The organism is Holophagales bacterium, from assembly GCA_016699405.1.
Taxonomy (GTDB): domain Bacteria; phylum Acidobacteriota; class Thermoanaerobaculia; order Multivoradales; family JAGPDF01; genus JAAYLR01.
Genome location: CP064972.1, coordinates 3,047,729 through 3,062,835 on the forward strand (window position 1 = coordinate 3,047,729; position 15,107 = coordinate 3,062,835).

General features: G+C 71.7%; 14 protein-coding genes and 1 tRNA gene. 9 read left to right on the forward strand and 6 right to left on the reverse strand.

Annotated elements, in window-relative coordinates:
• Positions 1-741 carry a 3-deoxy-manno-octulosonate cytidylyltransferase gene (kdsB, locus tag IPJ17_12560; protein ID QQR76159.1) on the reverse strand — a complete coding sequence of 247 codons (741 nt, stop codon included), beginning with the start codon at positions 739-741 and terminating at the stop codon, positions 1-3.
• A 119-nt stretch (positions 742-860) separates the two neighbouring features.
• On the opposite strand from kdsB, the gene IPJ17_12565 reads away from it, so the two are divergent.
• Complete coding sequence (locus IPJ17_12565) at positions 861-1,973, forward strand: hypothetical protein (protein ID QQR72349.1); 1,113 nt, start codon at positions 861-863, stop codon at positions 1,971-1,973.
• Here the strand turns inward: IPJ17_12565 and IPJ17_12570 are convergent.
• Genes IPJ17_12570 through IPJ17_12585 form a run of 4 tightly spaced genes read right to left on the reverse strand, consistent with a single transcriptional unit; the run spans position 1,896 to position 5,935 of the window.
• Entirely contained in the window at positions 1,896-2,915 is a 1,020-nt protein-coding gene (locus IPJ17_12570; protein QQR72350.1) for a polyprenyl synthetase family protein, read from the reverse strand. The two genes, IPJ17_12565 and IPJ17_12570, sit on opposite strands and share 78 nt — an antisense overlap.
• Positions 2,916-2,952: 37 nt before the next feature.
• Positions 2,953-3,615: an outer membrane lipoprotein carrier protein LolA gene (locus tag IPJ17_12575; GenBank protein ID QQR72351.1), complete on the reverse strand. Its 663-nt coding sequence runs from the start codon at positions 3,613-3,615 to the stop codon at positions 2,953-2,955.
• An 8-nt stretch (positions 3,616-3,623) separates the two neighbouring features.
• A complete protein-coding gene (gene purH / locus IPJ17_12580; protein ID QQR72352.1) occupies positions 3,624-5,177 on the reverse strand; it encodes a bifunctional phosphoribosylaminoimidazolecarboxamide formyltransferase/IMP cyclohydrolase in 1,554 nt (517 codons plus the stop codon).
• A complete protein-coding gene (locus IPJ17_12585) occupies positions 5,084-5,935 on the reverse strand; it encodes a hypothetical protein (GenBank protein ID QQR72353.1) in 852 nt (283 codons plus the stop codon). Before IPJ17_12585 ends, purH begins: the two co-directional genes overlap by 94 nt.
• A 171-nt stretch (positions 5,936-6,106) precedes the next feature.
• Here IPJ17_12585 and IPJ17_12590 point away from each other — a divergent pair.
• From IPJ17_12590 to IPJ17_12600, 3 genes are all read left to right on the forward strand, one after another.
• Positions 6,107-6,182, forward strand: a tRNA-Phe gene (locus IPJ17_12590).
• Between the two features lie 64 nt (positions 6,183-6,246).
• Positions 6,247-6,777 (forward strand): DinB family protein, encoded by a 531-nt coding sequence (locus IPJ17_12595; GenBank protein QQR72354.1) that lies wholly within the window; start codon positions 6,247-6,249, stop codon positions 6,775-6,777.
• A gap of 116 nt (positions 6,778-6,893) precedes the next feature.
• Positions 6,894-7,358 (forward strand): CBS domain-containing protein, encoded by a 465-nt coding sequence (locus IPJ17_12600; protein QQR72355.1) that lies wholly within the window; start codon positions 6,894-6,896, stop codon positions 7,356-7,358.
• A gap of 4 nt (positions 7,359-7,362) precedes the next feature.
• On the opposite strand, the gene IPJ17_12605 is transcribed toward IPJ17_12600, so the two are convergent.
• Positions 7,363-9,102 carry a M48 family metalloprotease gene (locus IPJ17_12605; protein QQR72356.1) on the reverse strand — a complete coding sequence of 580 codons (1,740 nt, stop codon included), beginning with the start codon at positions 9,100-9,102 and terminating at the stop codon, positions 7,363-7,365.
• Positions 9,103-9,160: 58 nt separating this feature from the next.
• Between IPJ17_12605 and IPJ17_12610 the strand changes: the two genes are divergently transcribed.
• From IPJ17_12610 to IPJ17_12630, 5 genes are read left to right on the forward strand one after another with little or no spacing between them, the layout of a single operon-like run.
• The gene (locus tag IPJ17_12610) at positions 9,161-9,439 is read left to right on the forward strand and encodes a hypothetical protein (protein ID QQR72357.1); all 279 of its coding nucleotides are present in this window, start codon (positions 9,161-9,163) and stop codon (positions 9,437-9,439) included.
• Positions 9,440-9,459: 20 nt separating this feature from the next.
• Positions 9,460-10,272, forward strand: a complete 813-nt coding sequence (locus IPJ17_12615) for a hypothetical protein (GenBank protein QQR72358.1) — start codon at positions 9,460-9,462, stop codon at positions 10,270-10,272.
• 28 nt (positions 10,273-10,300) lie between these two features.
• Positions 10,301-11,743, forward strand: coding sequence for an acetyl-CoA C-acyltransferase (locus IPJ17_12620; protein ID QQR76160.1), 1,443 nt, complete (start codon positions 10,301-10,303; stop codon positions 11,741-11,743).
• Positions 11,740-12,921 (forward strand): CoA transferase, encoded by a 1,182-nt coding sequence (locus tag IPJ17_12625; protein QQR72359.1) that lies wholly within the window; start codon positions 11,740-11,742, stop codon positions 12,919-12,921. Before IPJ17_12620 ends, IPJ17_12625 begins: the two co-directional genes overlap by 4 nt.
• Entirely contained in the window at positions 12,900-15,017 is a 2,118-nt protein-coding gene (locus IPJ17_12630; protein QQR72360.1) for an enoyl-CoA hydratase/isomerase family protein, read from the forward strand. Before IPJ17_12625 ends, IPJ17_12630 begins: the two co-directional genes overlap by 22 nt.
• The last annotated feature ends 90 nt before the right edge of the window (positions 15,018-15,107 follow it).

Below are 15,107 nucleotides of genomic sequence, written 5' to 3' on the forward strand. Positions count from 1 at the left end.
TCAGGCTCCCTGGCGGCTGGCGGCTTCGATGAGCAGGCGTTCTGCGTGCGCCGCGTCCTCGGCGGTGTCGACGCCGAGCGAGGGCGCCGCACCGGTCAGGACGCGGATGGGGATGCCGTTGGCCAACGCCCGCAACTGCTCGAGCGACTCGGAGAGCTCGAGCGGGTCTGGCGGCAGCGCGGCGAGGCGCAGGAGGGCCTCCTTGCGGTAGCCGTAGATCCCGAGGTGGCGCAGTGGGGCCGCCCCGCCGGGCTGCCGCGGGAACGGAATGGGCGCCCGGCTGAAGTAGAGGGCGTAGCCGCGGGCGTCGAGCACCGCCTTGACGACGCTCGGGGTTTCGAGGTCGCCAGCGAGCGCGTCGGCGGCGAGCGTGACGATCGGGTCCTCGGGGTGAGCGCGCAGGTGCTCGGCGACGCGCGAGATCCCCTCGGGATCGATCAGCGGTTCGTCGCCCTGGATGTTGACGATCGCGTCGACCTGCCAGCGTCGTGCTGCCCAGGCGATGCGGTCGGTGCCGCTGGCGCAGTCGCTGGGGGTCATCTCGACGTCACCGCCGAAGGCGCGGACGACGTCGGCGATCCGCTCGTCGTCGGTCAGGACGACGACGCGATCGAGCCCGCGCGCCGACCGGGCGCGCTCGGCAACGTGCTGGACCATCGGCTTGCCGGCGAGCAGCGCGAGCGCCTTGCCGGGGAGACGTGTCGAACCGTAGCGCGCCGGGATGGCTCCGACGACTCGAATTTCCTTGGAGAGTTGCACGTCCCAATCTAGTCCGTGCCGCCTGGTGCCGTCAATCGAAGGCGCGACGTGTGAAGCGTCTGGAGACCGGGCCGCTGGGGGGCGCATGGTAAATTCGCGCGATGATCGCGGCTCCCGCTCGACCCGGTTCGACGAGGCGGGTCGGCGTCTTTGCCTCGTGGATCGTCGTGGCAGTGGCGGCCCTGGCAGCGCAGCGTTGGGTTCTCCCCTGGTTGCGAGTCGACGCGGAGGGAGTCGGCACGGCCCGCTGGGTCTGGGCGGAGACCGAGCGCTTCGAGCTGAGCCCGGCGACGTTTCTCCTCGTGCGCGAGTTCGACCTGACGGAGGTCCCGGCCCAGGCCCGTCTCTTGACGATGGGAGACGAAGAGTACTCGCTCCTGCTCAACGGCGAGTGGGTCGGGGCGAATCGGTTTCATCCCGGTGCCCTGCTGGATCACTGGGACGTGACGCCGCTCCTGCGACCGGGGCGCAATCGGGTGGTGGTGGATCTGCGCAGCAGCCACGGTCCCGGCGGCTTCGTCGCCCGCTTGGTGGACGACCACGGGAAGGTGCTTCTGCGCAGCGACCGGACCTGGCGCGTCCTCCGCTACCGGGTGCCGGGAGTCGAATCGCGAGCCGCGTTGCCGCCGGGGGAGCTGCCGGTAGATCTGGGAACGAGCCCCGTCGGTCGTTGGGGAAGTCCGGCGGCCGGATCGTTGCGTCCTGCGGCTGGGTCTCGAGATTTCGCCGAGGTGCGGGCGCTGCGTCACCGGCTTCTCGGCGGCGACGCCTGGGTCGAGCCGGAGGAGCCGGCGAGGACCGGGCATCCCCTCGGGAGGGCGGTGACGTTCGACTGGGGAGGGCCGGTCGAGGGCTACCTCGCGCTCGAGCTCGCCGGCGGCGAAGGGAGGCCCGGTCTCGTCGTCTTCGGCGACGCGCCACCGGTGCGCGAGAGGCCTCCCGCCGACGAGTTGGTCCTCAGGGTTCCCGGAAGCAACTACTGGGTGGATCCCCTGCCGCGCCGCTTCCGCTACGCCACCGTCGTGGTGGGGGAAGAGCTGCTCGATGCCAAGGTCTACCTCGCCGAGGGTGCCCGCACGCCGTCGGAGCTGCGGGCCGAGGCGAGCCGCGGGGTGCTGGGGATCGTGCCGCCGCCCCTACGAGCGCCGGTGGAGGACGAAATCTGGCGCGAGCTCGAGGGCCTCCCGAGCGGCGCTCGGCGGGAAGCCCGCTAGCGCGGCCTTGGCGGCCGAGGCCTGTTCGAGCGCCAGCGCCGCGGCCTCGTCGAGCCCGCCGGCCTCGCGCGCCAGCTCGAGGATCTGCCGGGGCTCGACCCGCACGAAGTCGCGGTCTTCGAGCACCCATTCGACCCGCTTCCAGCGCTCCGGCCCGACGCGGTCGCGCACCGCGATGAGCGGCAGCGTCAGCTTGCCCTCCTTGAGGTCGGAGAGCACCGGCTTGCCGAGCCGACCCTCCTCGCCGGTGAAGTCGAGCAGGTCGTCGACGATCTGAAAGCAGAGCCCGAGCGCGCGGCCGTAGCGTTCGAGGGCGGCCTGCGCCTCCGGACGTGCCGGGGGGATCAGGGCCGGGATGCCGCACGCGGCGGAGAAGAGGTGCGCCGTCTTGCGGTCGATGATGTCGAGATACTGCGCCCGCGTCAGCGTCGAGTCGCCCAGCCGTTCGAGGCTCAGCAGCTCGCCTTCGGTCATCGCCAGGGTGGCATCGCAGAGGCGGGTGATCACCACCACGTTGTCGTGCGCGAGCGCCGTGCGCATCGCCGTGGCGTACATCCAGTCGCCGAGCAGCACGGTGAGACTGTTGCCCCACAGCTCGTTGAGGGTGCGCCGCCCGCGCCGCAGGTTGGCGTGATCGATGATGTCGTCGTGGATCAGCGTCGAGTTGTGCAACAGCTCGACCACCGCGGCGTAGCTGACCTCTTCGTCGCCGTCGTGGCCGAGAAGTTGGGAGCAGAGCAGCAGGAGCGCCGGTCGCATCCGCTTGCCGCCGCCCGCGGCGATGTAGGCCCCGGCCTGGTGGATGAAGGGCACATCGGAGTCGAGGGTGCGGCGGAAGAGCTCCTCGGTCGCGGCGAGCTTGTCGGCGACGAGCGACAAGAAGCGCTCCGCCTTGACGGCGGTCGCGGGGTCGGTCGGGGCGAGGCTCGGGTGAGGGCTCAAGCGGCGGTCTCGGAAGTTGCCTTGAACGGCGCGCGGATTATATATGGGGCGGTCGCTCGTCCCGCCAGTCGACCTCGGGGGGCGGCGTGAAAGCGTCGCGGTCGGCGAGAGTGCGGTAGGCGGAGAAGTCGAATCGCGAGCGGTTTCCCTCGAGGTCGCTGTAGGCCAGCCAGCGCGGCCGCAACGTCGCGGCGTCGAGTGCCAGGCGGGCCTGCTTGAGCCCGAGCGTCGACGACTTCGGGACGAGCTCGACCTCGATCAGCTCGCCCTTCGGCTCGACCGTCGCGAGATAGCGTTCCTGCAACGCGGCGACCGGGAGAAGGAAGAGATCGAGACCGGCCTGCTGCCGCGCCTCGACCTGGATGCGCCGCCCGGTCGGTTCGCCCGGTGTCCACTGGTAGGCGATCTCGCCGCAGAGCAGGAAGCCCTTGGGGAACGGCTCTTCGTAGTCCCACCGCAGACAGTCGGGCACGGCCAGGGCGAGCTGACCGCTCTCCTTCTCGCCGCTGGTGAAGCCGTTCGGCGTGTAGGTCTGGACGAAGTCGGTGGCGATCGCCCCTTCACTGGCGAGACGTCGGCGGACCTCGCCGAGCAGCGTCCACGGGTCGGGTGCGCCGGCACTCTGCGCGAGGGCGGGACAGGCCGCGGCGAGCAGCTGCAGAGCAGCCCACCCGCTTGCCGACATGCGCTTGGCGTTCATACGGTCGCCTAGTGTCGGAAGTGGCGGCGTCCGGTGACGAGCAGCGCCAATCCGCGCTCGTCCGCCGCGGCGACCACCTCGGCATCTCGCACGCTCCCCCCGGGGTGAATCACCGCGGTCACCCCGGCATCCGCCAGCACGTCGAGACCGTCGCGGAACGGGAAGAAGGCGTCGGAAGCCGCGACCGTGCCGGCGAGCGGTAGCTGCGCCTTGCCGATCGCCAGGCGGCAGGAGTCGACGCGGCTCATCTGGCCCGCGCCGATGCCGACCGTCTGCTCGCGGTTGGCCACCACGATCGCATTCGACTTGACGTAGCGCGCCACCTTCCAGGCGAAGGCGAGCGCCTCTCGTTCGACCTCGGTGGGGTGGCGACGGGTCGGCACCGTCCACTCCTCCGCGGGATCGAGCGCCGCGTCGGGGCGTTGGGCGAGGAAGCCGCCGTCGATGCCGCGCAGCTCGATGGCCTCGGCTGCCGGGCAGTAGGGCGGAGCGACGAGCAGGCGCAGGTTCTTGCGGCCGGCGAGCGTCGCGCGCGCCTCCGCGGAGATCGCCGGCGCGATCACCACCTCGACGAAGAGGTCGGCGAGAGCGCGCGCCATCGAGCCGTCGACTTCCCGGTTGGTCGCCACGATCGAGCCGAAGGCGGAGACCGGATCGCAGGCCAGCGCCCGTTCGTAGGCCGCGAGCGCGCTCGAGCCACGGCCGACGCCACAAGGGTTGTTGTGCTTGACGATCCCCACCGCGGCCTCGTCGGGGAAGAGCGCGACGAGCTTGCGCGCCGCGTCGGCGTCGAGCAGGTTGTTGTACGAGAGCTCTTTGCCCTGAAGCTGGACGAAGCCGCCCAGCACGCCGGCGCCGCCGCTCTCGCGGTAGATGGCGGCCGGTTGGTGCGGATTCTCGCCGTAGCGTGCGGCGATCTCGCGTTCGAGCCGCAGCGCCAGCGTCGCGGGCAGCTCCGCGTTCGCCGGCCGGGCGTTCTCGTCGGCAAGCCAGCGCGCCACATCGCGGTCGTAGCCGGCGGTCGTGGCGAAGGCCTTGGCGGCGAGCTCGCGTCGCAGCGGCTCGGCGATGGAGCCGTCGCCCTCCTCGAGCGCGGCGAGCAGTCGGGGGTAGTCCGCCGGATCGACGACCACCGCGACACTGCCGTGGTTCTTCGACGCGGCGCGCACCATCGCCGGCCCGCCGATGTCGATCATCTCGACGACCTCCTCGCGACCGGCGCCGGAGGCGAGCGTTGCGGCGAACGGGTAGAGGTTGACGACCAGCAGCTCGATCGGCGCGATCGACTGCTCGGCGAGCGTCGCCACGTGGTCGTCTCGCCGGCGATCGGCGAGGAGACCGGCGTGGATCGCCGGATGGAGGGTCTTGACCCGGCCGTCGAGGATCTCCGGGAATCCGGTGACCTCGGAGACCGACTGGGCCTCGAAACCGGCGGCCCGCAGCGCGGCGAGGGTACCGCCGGTCGAGATCAGGGCGATTCCCCGAGAGGCCAGGCCCCGGGCGAGATCGACCAGGCCGGTCTTGTCGTAGACGGAGAGCAGGGCGCGTCGGACAGCGGGCATCGGGGCCTCCTCGCGGAGTCAGGGCCTCGCGGCGGCAGGCGCGAGCAGCAGGAGCGGTCCGCCAGCGGCGGGAAGGCGAGCCGCGCGATCCCCCCTCCGGCCGTCAACCAGACGAGACGGAAGAGCTGAGCCGCGTCGGAAAGGGCGCGGCTGAACGAAATCGCCGAAACCGCGAAGGCGGTCGAGCGATCGTCGAAGGCCTCGCTGCCCGGCCGCATCCCGACTCGTCGGTACTCTCGGCCCAGCGCCTCGTAGAACGGTCGGCCCCGTCCCAGGGCGCGCTCACCGAGGCGGACGACGCCGCCGCTGCGTTCGACGTCGCGGTCGAGCCCGTAGAAGACCGGGGCAAATCGCCCGCGGGCGCTGTCGACGTAGCGCGGGAAGTCGGGCGCGTAGCGTGGCTCGAGCGGATCGGCGTCGCTGGCGCGCAGCGGATCGTTGAGCTCGGAGGCGAGCGCGGAGATCCGGCCCAGCCGTTCGGCGAGCTCAGCGAACGGACGGTGCGAGCGCACGAGGCGCACCGCGTCGTCGACTTCGCTCGCGAGGTGCTGCGGCGTGATCTGGAGGCGCGGGTCCTTCGCACCGGCCTGCAGCCGATCGCGGTGCCGGGAGAGGAGGCGGGCGAGATCGGCTGGTGCCAGGCGTCGTGCCCGCTCGGCGAGCTCGGCACGCGTCGACTCGCTCCAGGCTCCGGCCGGCGGGGCGACGGAGAAGAGGAGTGCGGCGGCGAGGGCCGCGGCTGACGTACGGGTTCGCATCGGGCTCGGAGTCTCTGCGCCGGCCGCGCTCAGGTCGCGCGGGGCGCGGCGGGATCATAGCGCGGGCGGCGCATCGCGGGTTGCCGATGCATGCAGCGGTTGACGCTCGCTCGCCCCTCGGTTATCGTTCGTCGGTCGCTTCCGCGACGGGGCTCCTCTCGAGGTGACTCCGCCCAGGTAGCTCAGCTGGTAGAGCACGGCACTGAAAATGCCGGTGTCGCTGGTTCAAGTCCGGCCCTGGGCACCATCCTTCTCCTTCCAGCCACTCGGCACAGACACTCCGGCGAATCGCCGGAGCCACGGAGGTCCCGATGAGCTTCCGCGCGATTCGCCCGTCGTCCACGGAGTTCGCCCCGTACTATGCCCCGTACGTCGGCCAGGTTCCCGACGGCGACATCCTCGAGACGCTCGTGCGCGAAGGACTCGAGACGGCGAAGCGACTCGGCTCGCTCGATCCCGAGCAGGAGTGCTACCGCTACGCGGAGGGCAAATGGAGCGTCCGCCAGGTGGTCGGGCATCTCGCCGATGCCGAACGGGTGTTCGCTTACCGCATCCTCCGCTTCTCGCGCGGTGACGAGACACCTCTCGCCTCGTTCGACGAGAACCTCTACGCCGAGACGGCGCCGCACGATCGCGTGCCGCTCGGCGACCTGCTCGCCGAGCTCGGCTGGCTGCGGCGGTCGACGGTGTCCCTGCTCGCGCCGCTCGACGAGGAGATGTGGAACCGTGGCGGCGAGGCCAGCAAGCAGAAGGTCAGCGTGCGAGCCCTCGCCTGGATCACCGCCGGCCACGAGCTCCACCACCGCAAGGTTCTCGCCGAACGCTACGGGCTGGGGCGGTAGCGCCCCGGGGGCGCCCCTCCCTTTCCGGGCGGGGCGCCATGGCGACGCGCCCGCTAGCATTCCAGTCGAACGGACCGTCCGGTCCTGGTCTCCGGACAGCCGTGGGGAGATCATCCATGGCGACCATCCAGTCGGTGATGAAGATGCGCCTGCTCACCGCCGAGCCGCAGGAGTCGGTGGCGCTCGCCGTGCGCAAGATGCGCGATCTGAACCTCGGGGCGGTGCTCGTCGTCGCCGGCAGCCGGCTCGTCGGCATCTTCTCCGAGCGCGACCTGCTCCGCCGCGTGGTGGCGGAGGGGAAGGACCCGGCGCTCACCCCGATCGGCGCCGTGGCCACCGCCGACCCGGTCACCGTGCCAGCCAACACGGCGATCTCGCGTTGTGCCGAGCTGATCCGCGAGAAGGGGTTCCGGCACCTGCCAGTCGTCGATGGAGACGGGCGTCCAGTGGGGATTCTCTCGACGCGCGACTTCCTGCAGTTCTTCGTCGGCGAGCTCGAAGAGCTGATCGATCGCGAGCGCCGGGAGGCGCGGTTGGAGGAGCTGACCGACCCGTTCGACGCGGTGCCGGTCGAGCTCTGACGGCTCAGCTCTCGACCACGACCTTTTCGCGCAGCCGGTCGGCTGCCGGCGAGGTCGGGGCATAGGTGAGAATGCGCTGGATCCTCTCCAGCGCCTTGATGCTGTCGCCGATGCCCTGGTAGAGGACCACCTCTCCGTAGAGATTCATCGCCAGGACCTCGAGCCGGGTGCGCACGGCACCGGCATGCTCGCCCGTCGGAAAGCGGTGCAGGTAGGAGGCGCCGTCGGCGATGTCGCCGTAGGTCCCGGCGAGCGTCGTCAGGCGTTCGCGCGCCAGCGTCGCGAGCTCGACGTCGTCGGTCTGCTCGGCGAGCTCGCCGAGGGCGGCCACCTTGTCGAGGACCGGCACGAGTCGTCGCAGCCCGTTCGCCATCCGCCATGCCTGCTCGGATCCTGGCGGAGCGCTGCGCTGAGCAAGGAGGAACTTCTCGACCGCCTCAGGCTGTCTCCCCAGCCGGCTGTAGGCCTCGCCGAGCTTGCCGGCCACTTCACTGACCGGCTCCGCCTTCGGGTAGTTGGACAGGAACGTCTCGAGGAACGGCGTCTCATAGACGCCGCTCTTCCAGATCGCAAGGGCCTGCGGATAGAGCTCGGCGCGAACGCGATCGAGCTCGAGCCGCTCTTCCCGCAGCGTCGAGAGAAACGGGCTCTGCGGCGTCAGGCGCGCGACGATCTCGATCTGCCGGTCGTAGGCGGCGAGGAGCTTGCCGTAGTCGCGCGCCAGGGTGGAGCGGTCGAGCTCGCTGCGCCGCTGCTCGTGGAGCTTCTCGATCCGCAGCTTCTCGGCCTGATCCCCGAGCGGCCAGGCCTCGAGCGCCGCACGCTTCAGCGTCGTGGCGAGCTCCGGCTTGGGCGCACCGTTGAGGTAGCCGATCAGCTGGACCTGGTTCTCCTGGCGGAACGGCTCGTCAGGTTTCGGCTCCAAGCGCCGCAGCTCGGCACCGCGGGCGTTGGCCGCCAGAACGCGATCCTCGAAATAGGGGTGCGTGCGCCAGTAGCCGTATTCGTGCGACTGCGGCAGGCGCGAGCCGAGCTGCGCCATGAGCCGACGCGTGCCTTCGGGGTCGAATCCGGCCTGGGCGGCGATCCGTTGACCGACCTCGTCGGCCTCGTCCTCGAACTCGCGGCTGTAGCTGCGCAACAACAGCTCGCCGACGATCATGCTCGCCGCGTACGTCCCCTGGACCAGGTCGCCGGTCGAGCTCGTGGTGCGCTCGAGGCCGTAGGGGTCGGGGACCCGCGCCAGGGTGTTGCGGTCGGCGTTCTGATTGGCGTGGATCAGGACGCCCACCATCAACGCCTGGGAGAGGAGGTTGAGCAGCGTCGCCCGCCGTTGCATCCGCATGCCGTGGTCTTTGACCACGTGGCCGATCTCGTGGCCGAGGAGGGCGGCGAGGGCGTCGTCCGAGAGGCCGATCTCGAGCATGCCGCGAGTCACGAAGACCTGGCCGCCGGGCAGGGCGAAGGCGTTCGGCTCCGCCATGTCGATGAGATAGAAGCTGAAGGGGAACTTCGAGTACCCGGTCTCCCGCGCCACCCGGTAGCCGATGCGATTGACCCGTTCGAGCTCGACCTGGTTGTCCCACGCACCGTACTGGTCGAGCGCCTCCTGCGAGGCCTCGAGGCTCTTGAAGAACAGCTCCTGGAGTCGGTTCTCGGGGGGCTGCGCCTGGGCGGCGAGCGGGGCGGCGAGCGGGCCGACGAGGAGCGTCGAGAGGAGCAGGAAGGCGAGGGTCCGCTTCATGCCGAGTCAGTGTAGCAGGAAGCGTGCCGGACCCTTTCCTGTGCTAGGTTTCGGCGCCATGAGCGAGCTCGTCATCGAGGTAGAGACCGCCAAGTCGGCGATGGCGGAGATCCGGCCGGCACTCGACGCTGCCCTGCATCAGCACTTCCCGGGAGGAATGCTGCAGCGCCGCTGGGAAGAGGACGTCCTGCACCTTTGGGGCCCTGGCGCCCAGGCGACGGTGAAGCTGGTCGAGGGCCGGCTGATCGGTCGGGCAGAGCTCAGGCCCCCCGCCTCCCTCCTGCGTTCGGTCATCGAAGAGAAGGTCTCGGCGGCGCTGCGCGCCGTCGCCGGCTGAGCGGTCGGTTCGGGGGCTCGGTGTCGCTCCCCGAGGACATCCTCGACCTCCTGCGCCGTCACGGCGAGCGCGGCGGTTTCGAACCCTGGCTGTTCGCTCCGGTAGGAGCCGACTGGCGTTGGTGGTCCTGGGCCGAGGTCGACGCCGGAGCGGCCCGTGTCGCCAAGCTTCTGGAGAACGTCGGTTTCGGCCGCGGGAATCTCGTCGGGCTGCCCGAGCCGGTGTTGCCGGGCACCATCTGCGCCTTGCTCGGTGCGATCCGGGCTGGCATTCGTCCTGTGGCCAGCGCAGTCTGTCCGGCGAAGGTCCTCGAGGCCGCCGGGCTCATCGCCTCGCAGGTGCGCTTCTGCCTCGAGTTCGTGGCCGAACGACGCGAAAGCGGCCCGGCCGGCGAGCGGCGGGCCGCGGATTGGGAGGCGATCGCCGCGACGGCTCGGAGCGGCGGGGTGCGTCCGTCGATGGTGCGTTCCGGGTCGCCCTGGTCGGACGTCGATCTCGAACGGCTGGGCTGGTCGATTGCCGCCGATGCGGCACTGCTCTTCGAGCCGGCGGTCGACGCTTTCGGCGCCAGTGTCCTGTGGGCCCGGCCGACCCACCTCGCCGAGTCGGGCGCGGTTCTCACGGAGCTCGCGGCTCGCCTGCGCGCCCTCGCCGGTGGGCGGCAGCCGGAGGCCAGGCTCCGGCGCCGGCTCGATCGACTCTCGCGCGTCTGGTGGTTCGACGCTCCGCCGGTCGAAGCCGCGAGCGCCCTCTTTGCCGGCTTGGGCGCTCGGGTCGAGCGCTGGCCCTTCGGCGTCGCGGTAGCGCCTTCCGGCCGGGCCTCCGGGAGCTAGGATGTCTCGAAGCTCCGAGCCGGCGACGATGAACGCAAGCTCACCCGAACCCCCGGTGTCGTTGGCGCAGCCGCAGGGAGAGGAGCCTTCGGCGCAGGAGGAGATCTCGGGACGCGCCGACACGGTTCGCACCCGCGCCACGGCGGCGCCGGCAGTCGCGCCGACCCGTCGCCAGAAGCTCCGCGGGAGCTCCGGCCGAGTGGCGATCCTCGACGGCTGCCGCACGCCGTTCTGCCGGGCAGGGGGCGAGCTCTGCGAGATGGAGGCGGTCGATCTCGCCGGAGTGGCTGCCGCCGAGCTCGTCACGCGCAGCGGCATCGACCCGTCGGAGCTCGACCTGTCGGTCTTCGGGGTCGTCGTGCCGTCGCAGCAGACGCCGAACCTCGGTCGGGAGGTGGTCTTCCGCGCTTCGTTGCCGATGTCGCTGCCCGGCACGACGGTCAATCTGGCGTGTGCGTCGGCCAACCGCGCCATCGTGTCGGTGGCCGAAGCGATCCTCCTCGGCGAGGCGGAGGTGGGGCTCGCCGGAGGGGCGGAGTCGCTTTCGAATGTCCCCCTGCAGTTCCGGCGCCAGGCCGCGCGGCGTTTCGTCGCCCTCTCCAGGGCACGCTCGGCTGCCGAGCGGCTGGCGATCGGTGCGCGATTCCGGCTGCGGGACTTCGCGCCGGTCCCCCCGGCCATTGCCGAGTACGCCACCGGCCTCTCGATGGGAGAGGCCTGCGAGAAGATGGCCAAAGAGAACGCCATCTCGCGCCGTGCCCAGGACGAGATCGCCCTGCTCTCCCACCAGCGCGCGGCGGCAGCGCAGGCCGAAGGTCGGTTCGCGGGACAGATCGTCGCCACCTTTCCTCCGCCGACCTACGATCGCGCCGTTCTCTCCGACCGCGGGGTGCGTCCCGACACGACGGCCGAAGCGCTTGCCGCGCTGCGTCCGGCCTTCGATCGGCGCTTTGGCACGCTGACGGCGGGCAACTCCAGCCCGCTCACCGATGGCGGATCGGCCGTTCTGCTCGCCAGCGAGAAGAAGGCGAAGGCGCTCGGGATCGCGCCGCTCGGTTTCATTCGCTCCTACGCGTTCGCCGCCGTGGATCCGGGGGGGCAGCTCCTCCAGGGTCCGGCCTACGCCGTACCGCTCGCGCTCGATCGCGCCGGGCTGACGCTCGCCGACATCGACCTCGTCGAGATGCACGAAGCCTTCGCCGCCCAGGTGCTGTCGAACCTCAAGGCCTTCGCTTCACCGCGCTTCGCCCGGGAGGAGCTCGGGCGGAGCGCCCCGCTCGGCGAGCTCGACCTCGAACGCGTCAACGTCAACGGCGGATCGATCGCCCTCGGCCATCCGTTCGGTGCGACCGGCGGGCGGCTGACGATCCAGCTCCTCGCCGAGCTCAAGCGGCGGAACCTCCAGCTCGGTCTGCTCACCGTTTGCGCCGCAGGCGGGCACGGCTTCGCCATGGTGGTCGAGCGCGCATGAGCGCCGCGCCGCTCGCGGGTCTTCTGGTCGTCGACCTCTCCCGGCACCTGCCGGGACCGCTGGTCGCCCGGCTGCTCGCCGACCTCGGTGCGCGGGTCGTCAAGATCGAGGAGCCGGAGCTCGGTGACCCGGTGCGCCAGGCCCCGCCGGCGCGGCAGGGTCGTTCGCTGCTCGCCACCGAGCTGCTCGGCGGCGTCGAAAGCGCGGCGGCCGACCTCAAGCGACCGGGAGGACGCGACCTCCTCGCCCGTCTGCTCGAACGGGCCGACGTGCTGCTCGAGAGCTTCCGACCGGGCACCCTCGCCCGGCTCGGGTTCCCACTCGACGAGCTGCGGCGGCGCCATCCGCGGCTGGTGGTCTGTTCGATCTCCGGCTTCGGACAGGACGGCCCGGCGGCGGGTCGTGCCGGACACGACCTGACCTACCAGGCCGTCGCCGGCACGCTGGCCTCGCCGATGTCGATGCCCGGTATCCCGGCGGCCGATCTGCTCGGCGCCTGGAGCGCGGTCTCGTCGGTGCTGGCGGCTCTCGTCGCGCGCGAGCGGGGCGGCGAGGGCAGCGCCATCGACGCGAGCCTGCTCGACGGTGCGGTGCACGGCAACCTCGTCCAGTGGGCCGCGGCGGCGGGCGGCGCCGAGTCGGTCGCCGGTGACCTCACCGGTGCGCTGCCCTGCTACAACCTCTACCGCTCCCGCGACGGCCGTGGCGTGGCGCTCGCCCTGCTCGAGCCGAAATTCTGGAAGCGTTTCTGCGCCCTCACTGGCCGGCGCGACCTGCGTCGGGTGCAGTACGACAAGAGCCCGATCGCGCGGCGCCGCGTCGCCGAGCTCATCGGCTCGCGGAACGCGGCCGACTGGCAGGCGCTGTTCGTCGCCGACGATCTGCCGGCGGAGGTCGTGCGCTCGCCGGTCGAGGCGCTCGCCGATCCGCAGGTCGTCGCCCGCGGCGTCGTGGCGAATGGTGCCGACGGTCTGCCGCGACCGGCCTTTCCGGCGCGATTCGACGGCGAACGGCCGCCACGATGCGGCGACCTGCCGGCGCTCGGTGCCGACACGCGACGGCTGCTCGCCGAGCTCGGCTCGCCGCTCGCCGGAGCCTCGCATCTCGCACGCCGACGGGCGGGAGTAGCACCTCGCTGGAGCTGGAGGAGCCTGCGATGGCGGCTGGGATCCGGCTAGAGCGGCGCGACGAGCTCGCCGTCGTCACCTTCGACTCGCCCGGCAAGCGGGTCAACACCCTGGGCACGGCGGCGATCCACGAGCTCGAACGACTGCTCGACCTGCTCGAGTCGGACCGCGACCTCCGGGGCGTCGTGCTGCTCTCGGCCAAGCCCACGATCTTTCTTGCCGGCGCCGACCTCGACGAGCTCGACGAGATCGACTCGGCGCAACAGGCGAGCACCTGGGTTGAACGCGGCCAGCAGGTCCTCCGGCGGTTCGAGGACCTCGCGGTGCCGAGCGTCGCGGCCATTCACGGCGCAGCCCTCGGTGGCGGTCTCGAGGTCGCCCTCGCCTGCACCTGGCGGGTGGCGACGGACGACCCGGCGACGGTGCTCGGTCTGCCGGAGGTGCAGCTCGGGCTGCTTCCCGCGCTCGGCGGCACCCATCGGCTGCCGCGGCTCGTCGGGCTCGAGCGGGGACTCGACCTGCTGCTCTCCGGGCGACGGCTCGCCCCTCGCGAGGCCCTGCGGATCGGGTTGGTGGACGACGTCGTGCCGCCGGCGGCGTTGTTCGCGGCGGCGACGCGCCGTCTTGCGGCCGGTCGCCGCCCGCGCCGTACCAGAGGCTGGCGCGAGCTTCTGTTGGCGGGCTATCCCCTCGGACGGCGGTTCGTCTTCGCCGCCGCGGCGGCGCGGGCCGAGCGCCAGACCGGTGGGTTCTACCCGGCGCCACGGGCGATCCTCGCCGCGGCCCAGGCGGGTGCGAAGGGCGGGCGTGGCGCCGGCGAGGCCGTCGAGGCTGCGCGCTTCGGGGAGCTCGCGACCGGACCGGTGTCCCGCCGGCTGATCGAGATCTTCCGCGCCACGCGTGAGCTTGCCGCCGCGGAGGAGACGGCCGAAGACGTCGCTCGTCCAGCGCCGGTCGAGCTCGTCGGCGTCCTCGGCGCCGGCTTCATGGGCTCGGGGATCGCTGCCGCGGCGGCGCGCGCGGGATGCCGCGTGCGCTTGCTCGACAGCTCGCCCGAAGCGCTCGGGCGAGGCTACGGATTCTGCGCCGAGCGCTTCGCCGAGCTCGCGCGGCGCCGGCGCTGGCGGCAAGAGGAGGCCCGCGCCGCCCTGAATCGCATCGCGCCGACGCTCGCGCTCGAGGGCTTCCGCCGCGTCGACCTGGTCGTCGAGGCGGTGGTAGAGGATCTCGACGTCAAGCGCGAGCTGCTGGTTCGCGTGGAACGCCAGCTCGCCCCCGAGGCGATTCTCGCCTCGAACACGTCGACCCTGCCGATCGGGGAGCTGGCGCTCGGACTGCGGCATCCCGAGCGCGTCCTCGGCCTGCACTTCTTCTCGCCCGTCCACCGCATGCCGCTCGTCGAGATCGTGCGCCATGCGGCGACGAGCGAAGCCGCGATCGAACGGGCCCGCTCCTTCGTCCTGGCGCTCGGCAAGACGCCGGTCGTCGTCCGCGACGGTCCCGGCTTCTACACCACGCGGATCCTGGCGCCCTACCTTGCCGAGGCCGGCCGGCTGCTTCTCTCCGGTGCGGAGGCCGAAGCGATCGACGCGGCCGGCCGCGCCGCCGGCTTTCCGGTGGGGCCGCTCACGCTCCTCGACGAAGTCGGTATCGACGTCGCCGGTCGAGCCGCGCGCACCCTTGCGGCCGCGTTCGGATCCCGCATGCCGTTCCCCGAGCCGTTCGCCCGTCTCGTCGAGTCGGGGCGGATCGGCCGCAAGAGCCGGCGGGGGTTCTACGACTACCGCGGACGGCGCAAACGCCCCGATCGCACGATCGCGCATCTCGTCGGCGTGCTGCCGGAGCGTGGGGCGGGCTCGCTGCCGCGCGCCGAGCTGGCCGACCGGTTGCTCTTCGCCATGGTGGCCGAAGCGACGCGCTGCCTCGAAGAGTCGATCGTGCGCTGCCCGCGCGACGGCGACCTTGCGGCGGTGCTCGGGTTGGGGTTCCCGCCCTTCCTCGGCGGGCCGTTCCGCCTGCTCGACAGCCTCGGGGCGAGCGAAGCCATCCGCCGGTTCGAGCGCCTCGTCGCCGTGGCTGGCCCGGCCTTCGAGCCCCCCGATCTGCTGCGCGAGATGGCGGCGAGCGGTCGGCGCTTCTACGACTGAATCCCTGGGCACGAGCGAGCGATGCGGATTCGCCGGCTGAGCTAGCCCGCATTTCTCACCCCGCTCCTGCTGCGGCGCCGCATCTGGCCG